Annotated in this window: 17 protein-coding genes; 7 read left to right on the top strand and 10 right to left on the bottom strand. The window is 41.5% G+C overall.

From position 1 onward, the window contains the following. Positions 1 to 8 precede the first annotated feature (8 nt). Positions 9 to 602 (top strand): methyltransferase domain-containing protein, encoded by a 594-nt coding sequence (locus tag G458_RS0119660; RefSeq protein ID WP_026953418.1) that lies wholly within the window; start codon positions 9 to 11, stop codon positions 600 to 602. Here the strand turns inward: G458_RS0119660 and G458_RS21230 are convergent. Together G458_RS21230 and apaG are read right to left on the bottom strand one after the other, a co-directional pair. Next, entirely contained in the window at positions 591 to 1,370 is a 780-nt protein-coding gene (locus G458_RS21230) for an O-methyltransferase (protein ID WP_035468552.1), read from the bottom strand. The genes G458_RS0119660 and G458_RS21230 overlap by 12 nt on opposite strands. A gap of 1 nt (position 1,371) precedes the next feature. Then, a complete protein-coding gene (gene apaG / locus G458_RS0119650; RefSeq protein WP_026953417.1) occupies positions 1,372 to 1,758 on the bottom strand; it encodes a Co2+/Mg2+ efflux protein ApaG in 387 nt (128 codons plus the stop codon). A 63-nt stretch (positions 1,759 to 1,821) separates the two neighbouring features. On the opposite strand from apaG, the gene ung reads away from it, so the two are divergent. After that, positions 1,822 to 2,484, top strand: a complete 663-nt coding sequence (ung, locus tag G458_RS0119645) for a uracil-DNA glycosylase (protein WP_026953416.1) — start codon at positions 1,822 to 1,824, stop codon at positions 2,482 to 2,484. Between the two features lie 31 nt (positions 2,485 to 2,515). On the opposite strand, the gene lepB is transcribed toward ung, so the two are convergent. From lepB to G458_RS0119610, 7 genes are all read right to left on the bottom strand, one after another. After that, on the bottom strand, positions 2,516 to 3,598 hold the full coding sequence (gene lepB, locus G458_RS0119640) for a signal peptidase I (RefSeq protein ID WP_026953415.1): 1,083 nt from the start codon (positions 3,596 to 3,598) through the stop codon (positions 2,516 to 2,518). Between the two features lie 12 nt (positions 3,599 to 3,610). Beyond that, a complete protein-coding gene (gene dapB / locus G458_RS0119635) occupies positions 3,611 to 4,333 on the bottom strand; it encodes a 4-hydroxy-tetrahydrodipicolinate reductase (RefSeq protein WP_026953414.1) in 723 nt (240 codons plus the stop codon). Further along, on the bottom strand, positions 4,333 to 4,935 hold the full coding sequence (locus tag G458_RS21225; protein WP_245579304.1) for a DUF5683 domain-containing protein: 603 nt from the start codon (positions 4,933 to 4,935) through the stop codon (positions 4,333 to 4,335). Before G458_RS21225 ends, dapB begins: the two co-directional genes overlap by 1 nt. A gap of 2 nt (positions 4,936 to 4,937) precedes the next feature. Beyond that, on the bottom strand, positions 4,938 to 5,849 hold the full coding sequence (locus tag G458_RS0119625) for a ParB/RepB/Spo0J family partition protein (protein ID WP_026953413.1): 912 nt from the start codon (positions 5,847 to 5,849) through the stop codon (positions 4,938 to 4,940). A gap of 4 nt (positions 5,850 to 5,853) precedes the next feature. Further along, positions 5,854 to 6,636, bottom strand: a complete 783-nt coding sequence (locus tag G458_RS0119620) for a ParA family protein (protein ID WP_026953412.1) — start codon at positions 6,634 to 6,636, stop codon at positions 5,854 to 5,856. Positions 6,637 to 6,822: 186 nt separating this feature from the next. Then, complete coding sequence (gene yidC / locus G458_RS0119615) at positions 6,823 to 8,616, bottom strand: membrane protein insertase YidC (RefSeq protein WP_026953411.1); 1,794 nt, start codon at positions 8,614 to 8,616, stop codon at positions 6,823 to 6,825. A 40-nt stretch (positions 8,617 to 8,656) separates the two neighbouring features. Next, complete coding sequence (locus G458_RS0119610) at positions 8,657 to 10,273, bottom strand: CTP synthase (RefSeq protein ID WP_026953410.1); 1,617 nt, start codon at positions 10,271 to 10,273, stop codon at positions 8,657 to 8,659. 386 nt (positions 10,274 to 10,659) lie between these two features. On the opposite strand from G458_RS0119610, the gene G458_RS0119605 reads away from it, so the two are divergent. The 5 genes from G458_RS0119605 (at position 10,660) to G458_RS21220 (ending at position 15,938) form a co-directional block, all read left to right on the top strand. After that, the gene (locus G458_RS0119605) at positions 10,660 to 11,064 is read left to right on the top strand and encodes a hypothetical protein (RefSeq protein WP_026953409.1); all 405 of its coding nucleotides are present in this window, start codon (positions 10,660 to 10,662) and stop codon (positions 11,062 to 11,064) included. 674 nt (positions 11,065 to 11,738) lie between these two features. Then, positions 11,739 to 12,209 carry a hypothetical protein gene (locus G458_RS0119600; protein WP_035468549.1) on the top strand — a complete coding sequence of 157 codons (471 nt, stop codon included), beginning with the start codon at positions 11,739 to 11,741 and terminating at the stop codon, positions 12,207 to 12,209. After that, positions 12,206 to 13,630: a CCA tRNA nucleotidyltransferase gene (locus tag G458_RS0119595; RefSeq protein ID WP_026953407.1), complete on the top strand. Its 1,425-nt coding sequence runs from the start codon at positions 12,206 to 12,208 to the stop codon at positions 13,628 to 13,630. Before G458_RS0119600 ends, G458_RS0119595 begins: the two co-directional genes overlap by 4 nt. Positions 13,631 to 13,650: 20 nt before the next feature. Continuing rightward, a complete protein-coding gene (locus G458_RS0119590; RefSeq protein WP_026953406.1) occupies positions 13,651 to 14,358 on the top strand; it encodes a tetratricopeptide repeat protein in 708 nt (235 codons plus the stop codon). A 137-nt stretch (positions 14,359 to 14,495) separates the two neighbouring features. After that, the gene (locus G458_RS21220; protein WP_051287475.1) at positions 14,496 to 15,938 is read left to right on the top strand and encodes a purple acid phosphatase family protein; all 1,443 of its coding nucleotides are present in this window, start codon (positions 14,496 to 14,498) and stop codon (positions 15,936 to 15,938) included. A gap of 285 nt (positions 15,939 to 16,223) precedes the next feature. On the opposite strand, the gene G458_RS0119575 is transcribed toward G458_RS21220, so the two are convergent. Continuing rightward, positions 16,224 to 17,447 carry a S8 family peptidase gene (locus G458_RS0119575; protein WP_026953404.1) on the bottom strand — a complete coding sequence of 408 codons (1,224 nt, stop codon included), beginning with the start codon at positions 17,445 to 17,447 and terminating at the stop codon, positions 16,224 to 16,226. Positions 17,448 to 17,490 lie beyond the last annotated feature (43 nt).

Genomic DNA, 17,490 nt, shown 5'->3' with positions numbered 1-17,490 from the left:
TGGGGCTTATGACATTTGATTTAGACGAAAACTTTTGGACCCAGAGATACCAAGAGGGTTACACAGGGTGGGACATAGGTTCTGTCTCTTCACCTATTGATCAATATCTTTGCCAAATTGAAAATAAAAATATTGAAGTGCTCGTTCCGGGTGGTGGAAATGCCTATGAAGTAGCCAGAGCATGGGAATTGGGGTTCTTAAATGTCTTTTTATTGGATATTTCGGATTATCCGATTAAGAAATTTTTAGAAAGAAATCCTCAATTTCCTTCGGATCAGGTATATCATGAAGATTTTTTTAATCATCAAGGCCAATACGATTTAATTATTGAACAGACCTTCTTTTGCGCTTTGGATCCCCAGCTTCGAAATGCATACGCCCTAAAAATGCATCAACTTCTGAAACCGGGAGGCAAGCTTGTTGGAGTTTTATTCGATCGGGAATTCGAAAAACAAGGGCCTCCTTTTGGGGGAAGTGCGACGGAGTATAGACAATACTTTAAACCGTTTTTTGAATTTCAGACCTTCGAAAAATGCTATAACTCGATCCCTCCTAGACAAGGGGCAGAGCTATGGATCAATCTGAAAAAGTTAGACAGATAGGATTAGATGTTTTTTTTCTCCGGGTGTTTCCAAAAACACTATGCCACACTCGTAAAAATCCAATGTCAGTTGGACCTTTGGGTGGTTTTGGATTTCCTTCCAGGCCTTTTCCATTCCTGGACTCCAATGAATATCTGCCACGGCTATAATGGTCTGGCGGTTTGATTTGTTGATCAATATTTCAAAATAGGCCAAAGTTGCTTCCTGCGTATGTGTGGCGTCTATTAAGGCAAAATCAAGGCTTGGAATTTTCTCTAATAGTTTGGGGAGTGTTTCCGGAATTGATCCGCAAATCAGTTTGACACAAGGTGGAAACGGATGTATTTGGGATGCATTTAAGATTTCTGGAGACCCCTCCAAGGAATATAAAAGGCCTTGGGTGGCTTTTGCCAAATACCTTGTACTGATGCCCATGCATGTACCTAACTCTACAACATTGCCAGCAGGAGTAAGGCTGCAGAAATACTGATAAATCTGGGCAAATTTGGCCGAGCTAGTGGAGTATTTGGTGATTTTTCGGATTTCCCGGATAGGTTCAGGTACTTTTTTGGAACCTGCCCCAAGGTCCAAAACTTTGATTTTGGAGGTGTCTTCTAGGAAGTTTTTTCGATAACCTTCAATTTCCGGATCACCTTTAGGGTTTTTGGACAAGAAGGAATTGAGTCCCTGATAAACATTGAATACAAATGGGGATTGTTGGGAAAAGTGATCCTCTTTGAGGAGCCAATACTTAAAATAGGACTTAAACTGAAATAAAAAGTCAGCCAAATTAATTATGGAAAATATTGGCAATCAACTGAAATTCAGGGATTGTTACATCAATATGCTTCCCGTCAAAGACCTTTTCCATGGTAAAGATACCTTTCATTTTTCCAAGGCCCGATTTTAAATTACAGCCTGATACATAGGAATGGGATTCTCCTGGTTCAAGGGTAGGTTGTTGCCCAACCACTCCGGCTCCTTCGACGATCTTGGGACTTTCAGCTGCATCAAAAATTTCCCATTTTCTGGAAAGAAGTTGGTAAGTATGCTGACTTTTGTTTTCTATTGTCACCTTGTAAGTGAAAACAAAATGATGCTGGTGAGGATTAGAAAATTCAGACTGATAGGTTACTTCCACACTTACTTGGATACCTTCTGTGACAGCTGTGACCATGGATGGAAAATTTTGATACAAAATAAATTACAATTTTCGAAAGTTGAACTATAAAAAGAACTCATGGAAGTCAAGATTGAAAATAGTTGGAAGAATGCATTAAGTGAAACATTTTCCCAAAAATTTTTCTCAGACTTAATATCATTCGTGAAAGACGAATATAGAAGTCATTTGGTTTTCCCTCCAGGTAAAGAAATTTTCAATGCTTTTTGGCATTGCCCTTTAGAAAAGGTGAAGGTAGTGATTCTAGGTCAGGATCCCTATCATGGGCCGGGTCAAGCTCATGGCCTCTCGTTTTCTGTCCGGGCGGGAATACCATTTCCTCCCAGTCTTTTGAATATTTTGAAAGAAATCAGACAGGATATTGGGAAAGATATGCCCCCAGACGGAGACCTTACTCGCTGGGCTGATCAAGGGGTATTTTTACTCAATGCAACCCTAACCGTAAGAGCCCACCAGGCGGGTTCTCACCAGAATAAGGGTTGGGAACAATTCACGGATGAGGTGATCAAGGTGATTAATCAGCAGCGAGAAAATGTGGTGTTTCTGCTTTGGGGTGCCTATGCCCAAAAAAAATCAGCTTTGATTGATGAAAACAGGCATTTAGTACTAAAAGCACCTCATCCCAGTCCGCTTTCCGCGCATCGAGGTTTTTTAGGCTGTGGGCATTTCTCCAAAGCCAATCAGTTTTTGGAGTCAAAGGGTATCAATCCAATCGACTGGTAATAAAAAAAGGTCCAAAATGGACCTTTTATTTTTAGTTGATTCCTTTGAAGAATCTACTCCATCGGATTTTGTTAAACATGGATTCGTATTTGTCCAGTGATAGCCAAAGGAACCAAGCCTTTCCTACCACATGATCTTCAGGTACAAATCCCCAGTACCTGGAGTCAAGGGAATCATGTCGGTTATCTCCCATCATGAAATAGTAGTTCTGCTTAAAGGTATATTGATCTACTTTTTGACCATCTATATAGAGACCTCCTTCAATGACATCCACGCTGGAATGGCCTTCGTATTTTTCAATGGTGAAAGCATACTTAATCACATTTTCAGGAGTCATTTCGATCGTTTGATCTTTTCCTGGAATCATGAGCGGTCCATAATTATCTCTATTCCAAATCACATCCATTCCCTGAGGAAAAAGTTCGGGACCTTGTTCTCTCTCTCCTTCAGCATAAATCCTTTTGGTGACAGAAGTTACTACCGGGGAGGATTTGAGTCTTTCTACCACTTGGTCGGTAGCCCAAATCAGGTAGCCAGCACCATTTGAAAAGGCCATAAAGCTTTCCGGATTAATGCCATAATCCGCAAAAAAGTCCACAGTCAAGGGACGGCTGGTGATCAGGTCGTAGGAATATTGCATTTCTTCTGGCTTAGGAGAAGCTTCGCCATTGACAAAAAGCTCTCCTTTTTTGATTTCGAGGACATCTCCCGGAACTGCGACGGCCCGTTTGATATAATTGGTTTTCAAATCATTTGGATACTCAAATTCCACCGGATAATTGAATACTACCACATCATTTCTCTCCACACTGCTAAATCCTGGGAGGCGGTAGTAGGGAAGTTGAATGGCATCACTGTAAGATGAGATTTCAGTACCCCAGATTTTCTGGTGAGTTAAAGGGACCTGCAATGGTGTTTTTGGGATTCGGGTTCCGTAGTGCATTTTGCTGACAAACAGGAAATCCCCTACCAAAAGAGACTTTTCCATGGATGCGGTCGGAATCGTAAAAGGCTCCAAAAGCAACCAACGGATCAAACTTGCCGCCACCACTGCAAAAACTAGGGCATCAATCCATTCCCTCGCCGGTGACTTTTTATTGTTTTGTTTTGTCATATTCTATTAAGATCAAAAGGAAAGAAAGTCATTCATCGAAAGTACTCCTTTTTTATTTTTTATCCATTCCGCCACCAAAACTGCGCCAAGGGCAAATCCCTGTCGGCTGTGTGCAGTATGTGAAATCTCAAGGGTGTCGATTTCAGAGGAATAGGTAATAATGTGTGTGCCCGGCGCCGGGTCAATACGCTTGGCAGTGATCGGAATAGAGTGTTCATTTGCGTCCACCTGTCCGGTTAAATGCCAATCAGTTTTACCTTTTAGGTTTTGGATAATTCCCTCCGCCAATGTAATTGCAGTACCTGAGGGAGCATCCTTCTTTTCAGTATGATGGATTTCTTCTATTGCCACTTCGTAGCTGGAGGTTTCATTGATCAGTTTAGCTAGAAATTCATTGACTTTGAAGAAAATATTTACCCCGATGCTGTAATTGGAAGCATAAAAGAAGGCTCCGTTTTTTTCCTGGGTCAATTTCTCGATTTGTGGTCGGTGTTCAAGCCAGCCAGTGGTGCCAGAGACTACCGGAATACCTCTTTCGATCGCCCAGGTAATGTTGGCCACGGCGGATTCAGGTTGGCTGAACTCTATGACTACATCGACCTCTGCTGGATTAATTTTGTCCAAATCAGTAAGGTTGTCCAGGTTGATTTTTCCAGCCAATAAGTGTCCTCGGGATTCAGCAATCTGCCCGATGATTTTACCCATTTTTCCGTAGCCTAGAAGTAAGATTTTCATTATTTGAATTGAAGTTTAAAGGAAATTCCCATCATTGTATTGGACGCCGATAGGGTTTCCACATTGGGTTCTATTTTAAAGGCCAAATCATCGCTGATGTCAAATCCTGAGAGATGGGCGTCCACATTGGCATCAATGATATTCAAGGCGTATATTCCAAGTAAAAGCAAAATAGTCAAATCCCGGTTTTGCCTCCAGTAATTGACATTTCTTACTAAGGCGTCCCGATTTAGGGAGGGAAATTGGGAATTATCTCCCTCATCGAAAGCATTGAGTGCCTTAATGAAGGTCTGATACCGCTTGTTGTTGTAGCCGATAAAATAAATATCAGTCATAAAACCAGCATACAAAATCGGCACTTTCCAAGATTTGCCATTGTAAACCTGCCCAGCACCTGGTAAGGCTGCGGAGAGAATAGTGGCCTTTTTTGGGTTTTTTGGAAGTAAGGAATAATCCGGTTTATCCTCCTCTGCTTGTTGCGTTTCGGTATTTTGAACCTGAGCCTGTATGTCAGGAGTGCAAAAGAATATCAAAAGCAAAAGCCCCATGAAAATCCACGGGGTCTTGTTGAGATCTGTATTTCTAAAGCTAAAAGAGCTCAAGTTTAGATGATTTCTAAGATTTCTAGAATCCTGTTTAGGTCTGTAGCAGAGTTGAAAGGGATTTTGATTTCTCCCTTATTTCTGTCATTGGCTTTAAGGGCAACCTTGGTACCAAAGTGAGATGCCAGCCTCTGCTGGATTTTGTTCATCTCGTATTTTCTTACCGGATCAAGACCAGATTGCTTCTCTTCCTTTTTAGGTTTGCCTTCATTGAGTGCTTTTACCAGTGCCTCTACTTGACGGACACTCAACTCCTCTTCAACAGCTTTTTTGAAAATAGCAAGTTGCTTTTCTACATCTTCCACATTGATCAGTGCACGGGCATGGCCCATTGAAATCTGCTGGTCACGAATAGCTGCCTGAATTGTCGGAGGAAGCTTAAGCAGACGAAGGTAATTGTTTACCGTGGTTCTGTTTTTTCCAACCCGATCTCCAAGCTCTTCTTGCTTCAGGTTACATTCTGCCAAAAGTCTCTGATAGGAATGAGCAATTTCCAGCGCATTGAGATTTTCCCTTTGGATATTTTCGATCAGCGCCATTTCCAGCATTTGCTGGTCATTGGCAGTTCGGATATAGGCAGGGATTTGCTTCAGGCCGGCAAGTTTGGAGGCTTGAAATCTTCTTTCCCCTGAAATCAGCTGATACTCATTGCTGTCTAACTTCCTTACTGTAATAGGCTGGATGATTCCTTGAACACGTATCGACTCGGCAAGTTCTTCCAGAGCCTCCTTGTCAAAATGAGTTCTAGGCTGATAGGGGTTAACCTGAATTTCACTTAAAAGAATTTCTGAAATGCCGGTTTTTGCTACTTCAGGGAGTATTTCGTCTGATTTTCCTTTGGCAGGGCTATCCTGCAAAAGGGCCCCAAGGCCTCTTCCTAATGCACTTTTCCGGTTGGGTTTTTGGTCAGACATGATGTTATTGGGTCACTTTTTGAAATCCGTTTTTCATCGCTATTTCTCCAGCAAGGTTGAGGTAAGCGATTGCGCCTTTTCCTTCCGCATCAAAAGCGATAGCAGGCATCCCGAAGCTTGGAGCCTCTGATAATTTTACGTTTCGGGGAATAATGGTCTCGAATACCATGTTTTTGAAGTGAATTTTCACTTCATCCACCACTTGGTTGGAAAGTCTTAGACGGACATCATACATGGTTAGTAGGATGCCTTCGATTTCCAATTCCTGATTTAATCGGGTTTGGATGATTTTGATGGTGTTCAAAAGTTTCCCTAAACCCTCCAAAGCAAAGTATTCACATTGCACTGGAATAATCACTGAGTTGGCCGCGGTCAGGGCATTGATGGTGATCAAACCCAAAGAAGGGGAACAATCAATGATGATGAAGTCATAGTTATCCTTGATAGCGGCGACCACTTCTTTCATCTTTTCCTCCCGGTTATCCATGTTGATCATCTCCACTTCGGCACCGACCAAATCAATATGGGAAGGCACCAAGTCCAGATGTTCAATCTCAGTTTTGATGATAATATCTTTCACGGGGATGTTTTCGACCATGCATTCATAGATGCTAGTCTCCACAGTTTTGGGGTCATGGCCCAAGCCTGAGGTAGTGTTGGCCTGCGGGTCAGCGTCAATCACCAGAGTTTTGTGCTCCAGGATGGCCAAACTTGCAGCCAAGTTCATTGCAGTGGTAGTTTTTCCAACCCCGCCTTTTTGGTTGGCGATGGCAATAATTTTTCCCATGAGTAGTCGAAGGGTATTTGGACTTCAATATTAATCAAATTAAGGTCTTTTCCTTGGCATCCCCTGCCTTTTTTTGGGGGGATGTTTTTGTCAAAAAAGGTTAATATTCTGGTAATCAATCCTAAAAAGGATTTTGTGCGACAAAGACTGGCAAAAAATAAGGAGCTTAAAAAAGCTCCTTAAATTTTACTTTTTCTTGTTGGCATCTGCCGCCTTCATCGCTTCTTCCAGTCTTTGCTGGAATTTAGACTTCTTTTTGTTTGCGTTCTTCACTTTGTTTTCTTCCACCTTTTGACGGATTTTGGAATCATCCACAAAAAGCTTGATCAAGGCCTGCTGTCCAAATGTAAACACGTTTGAAACGAAGTAATAGAAACTTAAGCCAGCAGGGTAGGAGTTTAGGATAAACATAAACATGACCGGCATGATATATCCCAAGTTCTTCATAGGACCGGTAGCGGTGGTCAGCTGGTTATTGAAGTGGGTATAGATGATCTGAGATACGGTCATCAATAAAGTAAACAAGCTGACGTGTGCTCCATAGAAAGGAATGGTGAACGGAAGCTTGATAAACTCATCGTAAGTCGATAAATCTTTTGCCCAAAGGAAGGTTTCTTGCCTTAGTTCGATTGCATTCGGGAAGAAAAAGAACATGGCAAAAAGGAACGGCATCTGTAGCAAAAGAGGCAGACAGCCAGAGATGGGACTTACGCCAAGTTGAGAGAACAACTTCATCTGCTCCTGCTGCATTTTGGTAGCATCATCTCCGTATTTCTCTTTCAATTCATCGATTTCAGGCTTGATGACTCTCATCTTGGCCATACCGATGTAGGACTTGTAGGTCAATGGAGACAAGGCCAGTTTGATCAGGAAGACAATCAGAATGATGATAATTCCATAATTGTTGAAATATTTCTCCAAAAACTCGAATAAATGAACAACAATGTATTTGTTCACCCAGCTCACGAAGAAGTAGCCCATGTCCACATTCTTTTCAAAGCCTTCAGTGACCTTCTTTAGAGTTTTGTATTTGTCAGGACCGAAATAAAAAGCGTAGCCTGATTTTCCATTTTCAAAAGGCACTGCCATACTAGCGCCCATGTTTCGGACAATCGCGCTGTCTGTAGGAGTGCTTTGAGTCAGGCTGACGTTTTTGAATTCTGTGTCAGAAATGATCCCAGCAGTGAAAAATCTCTGGCTAAAACCGATCCATTTGACTGGTTCAGCGATAGTCTCTTCTTCCAGATCATCTCCAACTCCAAGATTTTCATAGGATCCTGAGCTTAAGTAATAGTTTACCTGGGATTTTCTTCTGGATTCAGCCAAGTCTTTTTCCTGAGCTTTTACTTGATCGGTCCAGTTGATCTGGATTTCGTTGCCCGTGAAAACACCGGAGAAATTCTGGACTTCAAAAATCTTTTTCAGCAAATAACCACCTTCTTCCAAAGAGAAAGTTTGGCTTATTGTTCCTGATTCAGTTGCAGCTGTAAAGGTCAATTGCTTGATTTCACCTTCTTCCTCAGAAACTGTGCTCAGTTCCGGAGTAAAGTAGAATTCAGCCAAATCAAATGTTCCAAATCTGGTAGCCAGAGTTTCAGACATTTGAGAGGTGTTTTCATCCAACAAAATCAGGGGATCCCCTTGCCAACTTTTATATTCCTTTAATTCTACTTCTTTGATTTTGGCTCCTTTACTGGAGAAAGTGATTTTCACCTGCTCATTTTCCAAAATCACGTCCTGAGCTTCGCCGACAGTCAAATTGGCTAAAACGCCAAACTTGGAGGCACGAAGGGAATCCGCCAAAGTACTCTCTGTGAAAGTTTCCTGTGGAGTGGTATTGGAGGAAATGACGTTGCTTTGCTCAGTTTGAGCAGGGCTTTCTTCAGCTACTTGGGTTTCTGGCCCGGAGGCAAAGAAAAACGAGTAGATCAAAATGACCGCGGCGAATAAAATCAGTCCGGTCGCTTGGTTTCTATCCATAATCTATTCATCACCCCTGATGGTCATCAGGGAATATTATTTATTTCAATTTGTAGTCTATTGCTGCCTGAATAAATTTCACAAACAAAGGCTGAGGATTGAGCACGGTACTTTTATATTCTGGATGAAACTGTACGCCTACAAACCAAGGATGGTTTTTGATTTCCATGATTTCAACAAGGCCAGTCTCCGGATTTTTTCCCGTAGCGATCATTCCCGCATTCTCGATTTGTTCCAAATATGCGTTGTTAAATTCATATCGGTGGCGGTGGCGTTCATTGATTTTTGATTTTCCATAGGCCAAATATGACTTGCTTCCTTTTTTGAGCTCGCAAGCATACGAACCTAATCGCATAGTTCCACCCATTTGTTCAATATTCTTTTGCTCCTCCATCAATCCAATCACAGGATGAGAAGTATTTGGATCCATCTCGGTAGAATTAGCTCCCGAAAGTCCCAAGACATTTCTGGCATACTCAATTACCGCTACCTGCATGCCTAGACAAATCCCGAAGAATGGAATATTATTGGTTCGGGCGTACTTGACTGTTTCGATTTTTCCTTCAAATCCTCTTTCTCCAAATCCGGGAGCTACCAAAATCCCATCTAATTCCTTAAGCTTGGTCTCTACATTGTCAACATTGAGTTCTTCGGATGAAATCAACTTCAGATTGACATTGCATTCCACAGCTGCTCCTGCATGAGTGAATGATTCGATGATGGATTTGTAGGAATCGGGAAGGGATACATATTTCCCGATCAGACCGATTGTGACTTCTTGGGTTGGATTTTTTAGTCTTCCCAAAAAGTCTTTCCAATTTTCCAGGTCAGTATTCGTCTTAGAAGAAAGCTTGAGCTTGGCTAAGACTCTTTCGTCCAGCTTTTCCTTTTTCATCAGGAGCGGAACATCATAAATGGAGTCTGCATCCATCGCCTCGATGACGCTGTTGAGCTGAACGTTGCAGAAAAGTGCAAGTTTTTTCTTGACCTCTTGAGGCAAGTGGTGCTCAGTTCGGCATACCAAAATGTCCGGCTGAATACCTGCCTCCAAAAGTTGCTTTACAGAATGCTGAGTAGGTTTTGTTTTAAGTTCTTTGGCAGCCTTTAGGTAAGGAATTAGAGTCAAATGGATGACTAGGAAGTTTCCGGGCCCTAAATCCCATCTGGCCTGCCGAACTGCTTCGATAAATGGAAGAGACTCAATGTCCCCAACACACCCACCGATTTCGGTAATTACTACATCAAATTTTCCGTCTTCTCCGAGCTTGTAAAAATTACTTTTGATTTCGTCGGTAATATGAGGGATTACCTGAACGGTTTTCCCTAGAAATTCGCCTTTTCGTTCCTTGGTGATGACGTTGTTGTAAATCCTCCCGGTTGTGACATTGTTGCTTTGGGAAGTCTGCACATTCAAGAATCTTTCATAATGCCCCAGGTCAAGGTCAGTCTCAGCCCCATCCTCTGTCACATAGCATTCCCCATGTTCATAAGGATTTAGTGTTCCTGGATCAATATTCAGATAAGGATCGAATTTTTGAATGGTGACACTGAAACCTCTGGACTGTAGGAGTTTTCCTAATGAGGCAGCGATAATCCCTTTTCCAAGGGAGGAGGTCACGCCTCCTGTGATGAATATGTACTTTGTGGATTGGGCCATAAGAAACTTGGCAGGCTGTTTTTGATTGGATTCTTATGGGGCTCAAAATTAGGGAAAATTCCGGATTGAATGGGGATATGTTTCTGAATTTTGAAATAACTATTCCTTAGTTGAATTTTGATAGAGATAAAATTGAAATTCTTTTTTTAAGCTAATCTATCATTTAAATAATAGTTTTTGTTCGGGATTTTTATGAAAAATGAGGTGCCTTGGTCAGTGTAGTATTTGATGTTTTTTGAAGTAAATTTTGGTTTGGAGGAAGATTTTTGATGATGATGTTATTTTATTGTTAAATAATACTTTAAAATTTATACTGATTTGTAATACCTATTATTTGATTTTGTAAATTGCCATAATTTTGTATTAATTCTAACTAACAATTAAACATGAGAGAGCTAATTAAAGAAGCGTTGGCGGATCTAAAGAGAGCTGATGGATTTATTTATGTGACCGCAGATGGGAAGAAAATTGATCTTCATGAAGCGGCTACAAGAGGTATTCCTGTAACTCCGATGAATCCTAAAGACGAAGTGATCAAAAAACTGGAGGCTGCTGGTTTGCATTTGACAGACAATAAGTTTTTGAGCGATTTGAGTGATCTTATTGCTACTTTGGGTGGAAAATCCTCCACAAAATCAAGCGGTAAGAGAAGATCTTTTTCTGATTCTGAAAAGAGTAAAATCGTTGAAGAATGGAAAAAAGTAGAAGCTGCAGGTAAAAAGACTAAGGCTGCTTTCGCTAGAGAGATTGGCGTTGGTTACCAGACATTTATCAATTGGCTGAAAGGTTAATAGCTACCAATTTTTATTAAAAAGGACTGTTTCATACAGTCCTTTTTTTTGTTTGATAGTTTGTGTTTCCTTAAACGATATCATCAAAGAAAAATTCAGCCTACATAAAATTTCCCATCCTATAAAATAACAATCCGTTTCCTTAATGAGATGGGGAAATGGATCAGTATATGGGTTAGTGAATTTTTGGGTAACTTAAATTTTTTCAATATTTCTATTAGAGAAATACATTTTCGGGATAAAAATTATTTTGTCATTTTCTTAAAAAAATCCCATTTGTGAGGTCTAATCAAAATACTGAATAATAAAATCAAATCATTCGATCTAGTTTTGATTTTTTTAAAGAAACACCAAGAATACTTTCTTTAACTCACTAGATCAATAAGGAAAAGAAAGTTCTTAAGGCTTTAATTACTTTCTCCATTCATCCATAATGATTTGAATTTCGGGACTCTTTTGCTTTTCCTTCTATTCTTTCAAATTTAAAACATGCGAGATCAGATTGAGTAAATTGGAAAGGTGCTTTTGAATCGGAAGCATTGTGTTTGGATAATACTCGTCAGGCTTAAATTTTCTTCGCGTAGGATGGTAAGCGGAGATCAGTTTTTTATTGATAGGCTTCTAAGCAGGTCAGGTTGGATATTCTGCTTATTTTTGTGTCAAAATCAAAGAAATTGGATCAATCAAGCATAACCAAGGCATTCAGGGACAAAGGTGAAGTCATTATTCAAGATGGCAATTCCCAAAAAATCAGACTTATCCGTCCGGAACTATGGCAAGAGTCCATGGGGAAAGACTGGACCTACTTGTTGTTCGATATTTTTCAAATTAGATCGGTAAGTGTTCCTTTTTCTGAAGTTTCATTGGATGTAGTTGAATTTGCCTCTAAACCTACCATCTACCACAGCCCAGCTAATTCAATTTTGAAATCAGGACCTATTGAAAATGGGAATATTCGATTCTCATTGATAAGGGAACCACATTGGAACAAACTTTTATTCCAGATTTCGCAGCCTGTTTTGGCAAAAGTTGGTAATTGGGAATCGGTCGATTTTCAAACCAATGTTTATTATCCCTTGCTGATGTCTGCCACCAAGGAATTATTTCTGGGACCGGAAGGTGAAGTGAAAATTATTAAAGGATGAATTTCAAAGCTCAATTAGATCAAATTGAACTGTTTGAAAAGGTAGCTCAAGCTGCTGAGAAACTTGGACTCAAGACCTACGTGGTAGGTGGGTATGTGCGGGATTTGGTTTTGGGTAGACCCAGCAAGGATATCGACTTCACCTGTGTGGGAAGTGGCATCCAGTTGGCCCAAGAAGTAGCAAAATATTTTGATCAGCATGTTCCTCTTTCGGTATTCAAGAATTTTGGAACCGCCATGCTTAAGCTGGACGATTGGGAATTAGAATTTGTGGGAGCCCGAAAAGAATCTTATCGCTCTGATTCCAGAAAGCCGATTGTGGAAGATGGTACCTTGGAAGAAGATCTGGAAAGGAGAGATTTCACCATCAACGCCATGGCGATTTCTCTTAACCGGGAGGATTATGGGGAGTTGATTGATCCATTTGATGGGTTGGGGGATATCCGTAGAAAGACAATCAAGACTCCTTTGGAGCCAAATATTACCTTTTCGGACGATCCATTGAGGATGCTGAGAGCGGTGAGGTTTGCCGCCCAGCTCAATTTTGATATCGACGCTGACACATTTTTTGCATTGAGTGAAAATGCGGCCAGACTTCAGATTATTTCTGCAGAAAGGATCATTGACGAGGTAAATAAAATCGTAAGGACTGATAAGCCATCTTATGGGTTCAAACTGCTTTTCGCTTCCAAATTGCTACATGAGTTTTTCCCAGAAATGGTAGAACTGCAAGGAGTGGATTCAGTGGATGACAAGTCCCATAAAGATAATTTCTATCATACTCTTCAGGTCTTGGATAATGTTTCCAAAGTGTCTGATGACCTTTGGCTAAGGTGGGCTGCAATCCTGCATGATATTGCAAAGCCAGCCACGAAGCGGTTTAATCCTAAGGCAGGATGGACCTTTCATGGCCATGAGGACAAAGGAGCCAAAATGACACCTGGAATTTTTCGTAGGCTAAAGCTCCCTATGGATGAGCGGATGAAATATGTGCAAAAGCTCGTCCGTCTCCATTTAAGGCCTATTGCTTTGGTCAAAGACGAGGTCACTGATTCTGCCTTGCGAAGATTGTTGTTTGATGCAGGAGATGCTATTGAGGATTTGATGAAACTTTGCCGGGCAGATGTCACCTCCAAAAACAACAAAAAGGTCCAGAAGTATTTGGATAATTTTGACAAGGTTGACCAGAAACTCAAGGAAGTCGAGGAAAAAGATCAAGTGCGAAATTTCCAACCTCCAATCAGTGGGGAGGAAATCATGGAAACTTTCGGCATTTCTCCCTCTAAAGTAGTCGGAGAGATTAAAGAAGAGATCAAAGAAGCTATATTGGAGGGCAAAATATCCAACAACCCTGAAGAAGCACGAAAACTTATGTTTGAAATTGCTTCTCAAAAAGGACTCAATCCGATAAAATCAGTATAAACTATTTCTAATCTGTACCTATGAAGCGCGCAATTCTACTGCTGCTCTTGGCCTTTAGTGCCAGTTGCCTCAAAGCCCAAACGGCAAATGATTCCATTCCAAAACTAGACCCAAAAACCAAAAATGCCCTGAACGCCATTGATCAGTTTAACTATCAGATGGCTTTGAGATACAATGACCGGGCTATGGCCAAGACCAAGTTATACGATCTAATCGCCAGAAACCCTGAAAATCTCCGTTACATGGAGGCTTTGAGTAGTTTGTATTTTGATGCCGGACAAGTGGCTTCAGCTGCTCTGGTAGCTCTGGATATTCTTCAGGTGAATGACAAAAATGTCGGTGCTTTGGAAATTGCAGCCTACTCTCTGGAGCAATTAGGCGCTCTGGACCGTGCCTTGCCTCAATACGAAAGCCTTTATTTGCTTACCGGCGACAACTTCAGCCTGTACAAGTCGGCTTATATTCAATATAGTCTGAAACGATACGAAGAGGCGCTCAATTCTGTCAATATGATGGTGAAGAATGCCAAACCTGATGACAAAATCGGGTTTGCAGTTTCAGAGACAGAAACCCAGGAAGTGGGGATAAAAGCTGCTGCATTAAATCTCAAAGGATTGATTTACCTAGACCAAAATTCCAAAGCAGAAGCTAAAGCGGCTTTCACGGAAGCAATTCAATTAGAACCAAACTTCTCTCAGGCTAAAGAAAATCTTGCCAAAGCAAATTAACCTAGCCTTAATTTTAATTTCTTAAGCCGGCAATGACCGGCTTTTTTTATGTGGATTTATTTACAAAAAGTTGATTTCCTACGGGATAGCGGAACTGAAATTTTTTACTAGCTTACTCGACTTAAATTTCTTTGTGAATGGCTAAATATCTTCTTCAGGCGACTCTATTTATTGTTTTTATAAGCTTTGGTTTTCAGGGTTTTTCTCAAGCCCAAATTGAGTATCAAGAACCTAAATTTCGGCAAAATTGGTCCAAACCCACCGTGCATCCCGACCGGATAGTTCTAAACTTTGGGGAAAACCCGGGAAGGGAAGTGAATGTGACTTGGAGGACAGACAGTACCGTAACAAATGGCATCGCTCAAGTCGCAGTGGCCACGGCAGCTCCGAAATTCTGGAAAAACGGAAAGCAGTTGAACGCAACCTTGGAGATCTTGGACGCGAAGCAAATCAAAGACGCTGAAGTCTTGGCTCATTATCATTCCGTGGAATTCAAGGATTTGATCCCAGATACCATTTATGCCTATAGAGTGGGGGATGGTGAGCACTGGAGTGAATGGTTTCAGTTTAGGACAGCCTCTGAAAATCCTGAGGATAAATTCTCCTTTCTCTATGTTGGAGATGCGCAGAATTATGTTTTGGAGCTTTGGTCAAGATTGGTCCGGGAAGGATTTAGAACCGCTCCGGATGCAAAGTTTTTTATCCATGCCGGTGACTTGATCAATACAGCCCATCGTGACCAGGAATGGCATGAGTGGTTTACTGCTGGAGGTTTTATTCACAGTATGATTCCTTCTTTTCCCACTCCCGGGAATCATGAATACCGAGCAAAAAACCAGGAGGAAACAGAAAAGAAAGAAAGGAGTCTTTCTGTCCAATGGAGACCTCAGTTTACGCTTCCCTTAAATGGTCCAGAAGGGCTCGAAGAGACAGTTTACTACATGGATTATCAGGATGTGAGGGTGATTTCTTTGGATTCAAACAAAGACCATGAAATTCAGGCTGCCTGGTTGGAGGAGATTTTAATATGGAATCCCAAAAAGTGGGTGATCCTAACCTATCATCATCCGATGTTTTCAGCTTCCAATGGAAGGGACAATGAGGAATTGAGAACACTTTGGAAGCCGATTTTTGATAAATATCGAGTTGATTTAGCCCTGCAGGGACATGATCATGCCTATGCCCGAGGAAGGGTTTCTCCCGGAGAGAATATTCTGGATGGGTTGAATTTGAAAGACCAAACCGGGACTGTCTATGTGGTCAGCGTAAGTGGAGGGAAAATGTATGATATTGGAGACGATTGGACTTTGAAAGGAGGTCAACGAGATCGAATCGCTGAAAACACACAGCTTTTCCAAGTCATTACAGTAGAGGGAAATCGCCTTAAATACGAGTCCTACACGGCTGTGGGGGAGCTCTATGATGCTTTTGACTTGGTCAAAGATCAAGATGGTCTGAATCAGTTTATTGAACTTCGAGTCAATGCTGTGCCCGAGAAAACCCACCAAAATACCGTCCCATATAAGGAAGATTTAGGGGAAGACAAGAAAAGCAATAATCGTAGTCAGCAAAGAAAGTGAAAGGCTGAGTAGTAGGATTCTCAGGTAATTTGTCTTCCAATGTTTGCCGGGACCAGTTTGATTGGTTACTAATTTCCGTACCGGTCTGATGGAAAGTTGGACTACAGCCAATATTCCCAGAAAATAGATCAGGAACAGGATGATAAACGTGGCTACTTCTTCCATTTTTTGAAAATAGCCTCTTGATTTCATCCATAAAAGAAATACATAAAAAAATAACGATTTGGTAATCAAAGAAAAAGGCGACAAGATCACTTGTCGCCTCTTCTGTTTTTCAGATTCAATTTAATGAACTGCAATTGGATCTGGAGAACTATCCTTATCTCCTGAGATAGTTCCATCTGTTCTAATATTTCCTAAAAGAAGAATTCCTGCTACATGAGGTGCCGCCATGGAGGTCCCGCTATAAGTGGTGTAACCTCCAGGAACAGTAGAAAGAATTCCGACTCCCGGCGCTGCATAATCAACTGGGGGATTCCCATAGTTTGAAAAGGAAGCCAACCCGTCGTTCTGCGTCATTGCAGAAATTGTATAAATATTTGGTCCATTGGCACTGGCAGGTGAAGTCGTGGATGCAAGTCGAGCATCATTTCCAGCAGCAAGGGAAAACTTAACTTTGGAAGAAGCAGCAATCACCGCATCGTTTACAGCCTGAGAAAATCCTCCTCCCAAACTCATATTTGCTACGTCACCAGCTTTTCCGTTAGCTCCCACAAAATCTACTCCTGCAATAACCCCGGAATAGGAACCTGAACCTCTAGAGTCCAAAACCTTAATTGGAACCACGGTTGCACCTGGCGCCACACCGATTACTCCGATTTCATTATCAAGTGCAGCAACTGTACCCGCAACGTGGGTGCCGTGTCCATTTCCGTCACTACCGAGGTCAGAATCTTTTCCCTTAGTAAAAGCATTAAAGCCCAGGGAAACATTGACATTCAAGTCTTCGTGGCCACTGTCGATTCCTGAGTCAATAATGTAGGCAACACCGGATCCGGTGTAAGCTCCGCCACCATTGACTCGGGTAATTCCCCAAGGGATGGTTTGTGATGGAGGAGTTCCTCCTCCATTTCCAGGACCTTTTCCTGAAGGAGGTGCCAAAGCAACTATCCGATCTTGTTCGATATAGCTTACAGCGGGATCACTCGCAATAATCCCCGCTTGTTCTTCTGTCAATTTTACTGCGAATCCTTCAATGGTTGAGCCATATACCTGGCCTAGATTTTCTTCAGAAATCCTGTACTTGGCTAGAAGAGAGATGCCAGATCTGCGCATGGCTTCCTGGGTTCCTTGGTAGCTCAAATCTTTCCTGGAGTTGAGGCCTGTAGGCTTCATGACTACAATGTACTGGCCGGGAATCAGGTCTCCATTTTGGTACTTGACAAACTCCAAGGAGTTAGAATTGTCAAAGTTGATAGCCTCTTCCGGTTGGCAGGAAAAAATAGCAATACCAAGGCAAGACGCGATTGCCCAAGACCGAATTTTTGATGGTCTGCTAAAGTTTTTCATGGGATTTTTTGGTTAAAGTTGTTGGTAATTGAAACGTTTATTG

It is taken from the genome of Algoriphagus mannitolivorans DSM 15301 (assembly GCF_000429425.1).
GTDB classification, from domain to species: domain Bacteria; phylum Bacteroidota; class Bacteroidia; order Cytophagales; family Cyclobacteriaceae; genus Algoriphagus; species Algoriphagus mannitolivorans.
Note: the sequence above shows the minus strand (reverse complement) of the source record. Positions and strands in the feature narration are given on the sequence as shown.

Coding starts and splice junctions, on each gene's coding strand:
- G458_RS0119660 (WP_026953418.1), top strand. CDS start 9: ATGACATTTGATTTAGACGAAAACTTTTGGACCCAGAGATACCAAGAG.
- apaG (WP_026953417.1), bottom strand. CDS start 1,758: ATGGTCACAGCTGTCACAGAAGGTATCCAAGTAAGTGTGGAAGTAACC.
- ung (WP_026953416.1), top strand. CDS start 1,822: ATGGAAGTCAAGATTGAAAATAGTTGGAAGAATGCATTAAGTGAAACA.
- lepB (WP_026953415.1), bottom strand. CDS start 3,598: ATGACAAAACAAAACAATAAAAAGTCACCGGCGAGGGAATGGATTGAT.
- dapB (WP_026953414.1), bottom strand. CDS start 4,333: ATGAAAATCTTACTTCTAGGCTACGGAAAAATGGGTAAAATCATCGGG.
- G458_RS0119625 (WP_026953413.1), bottom strand. CDS start 5,849: ATGTCTGACCAAAAACCCAACCGGAAAAGTGCATTAGGAAGAGGCCTT.
- G458_RS0119620 (WP_026953412.1), bottom strand. CDS start 6,636: ATGGGAAAAATTATTGCCATCGCCAACCAAAAAGGCGGGGTTGGAAAA.
- yidC (WP_026953411.1), bottom strand. CDS start 8,616: ATGGATAGAAACCAAGCGACCGGACTGATTTTATTCGCCGCGGTCATT.
- G458_RS0119610 (WP_026953410.1), bottom strand. CDS start 10,273: ATGGCCCAATCCACAAAGTACATATTCATCACAGGAGGCGTGACCTCC.
- G458_RS0119605 (WP_026953409.1), top strand. CDS start 10,660: ATGAGAGAGCTAATTAAAGAAGCGTTGGCGGATCTAAAGAGAGCTGAT.
- G458_RS0119595 (WP_026953407.1), top strand. CDS start 12,206: ATGAATTTCAAAGCTCAATTAGATCAAATTGAACTGTTTGAAAAGGTA.
- G458_RS0119590 (WP_026953406.1), top strand. CDS start 13,651: ATGAAGCGCGCAATTCTACTGCTGCTCTTGGCCTTTAGTGCCAGTTGC.
- G458_RS21220 (WP_051287475.1), top strand. CDS start 14,496: ATGGCTAAATATCTTCTTCAGGCGACTCTATTTATTGTTTTTATAAGC.
- G458_RS0119575 (WP_026953404.1), bottom strand. CDS start 17,447: ATGAAAAACTTTAGCAGACCATCAAAAATTCGGTCTTGGGCAATCGCG.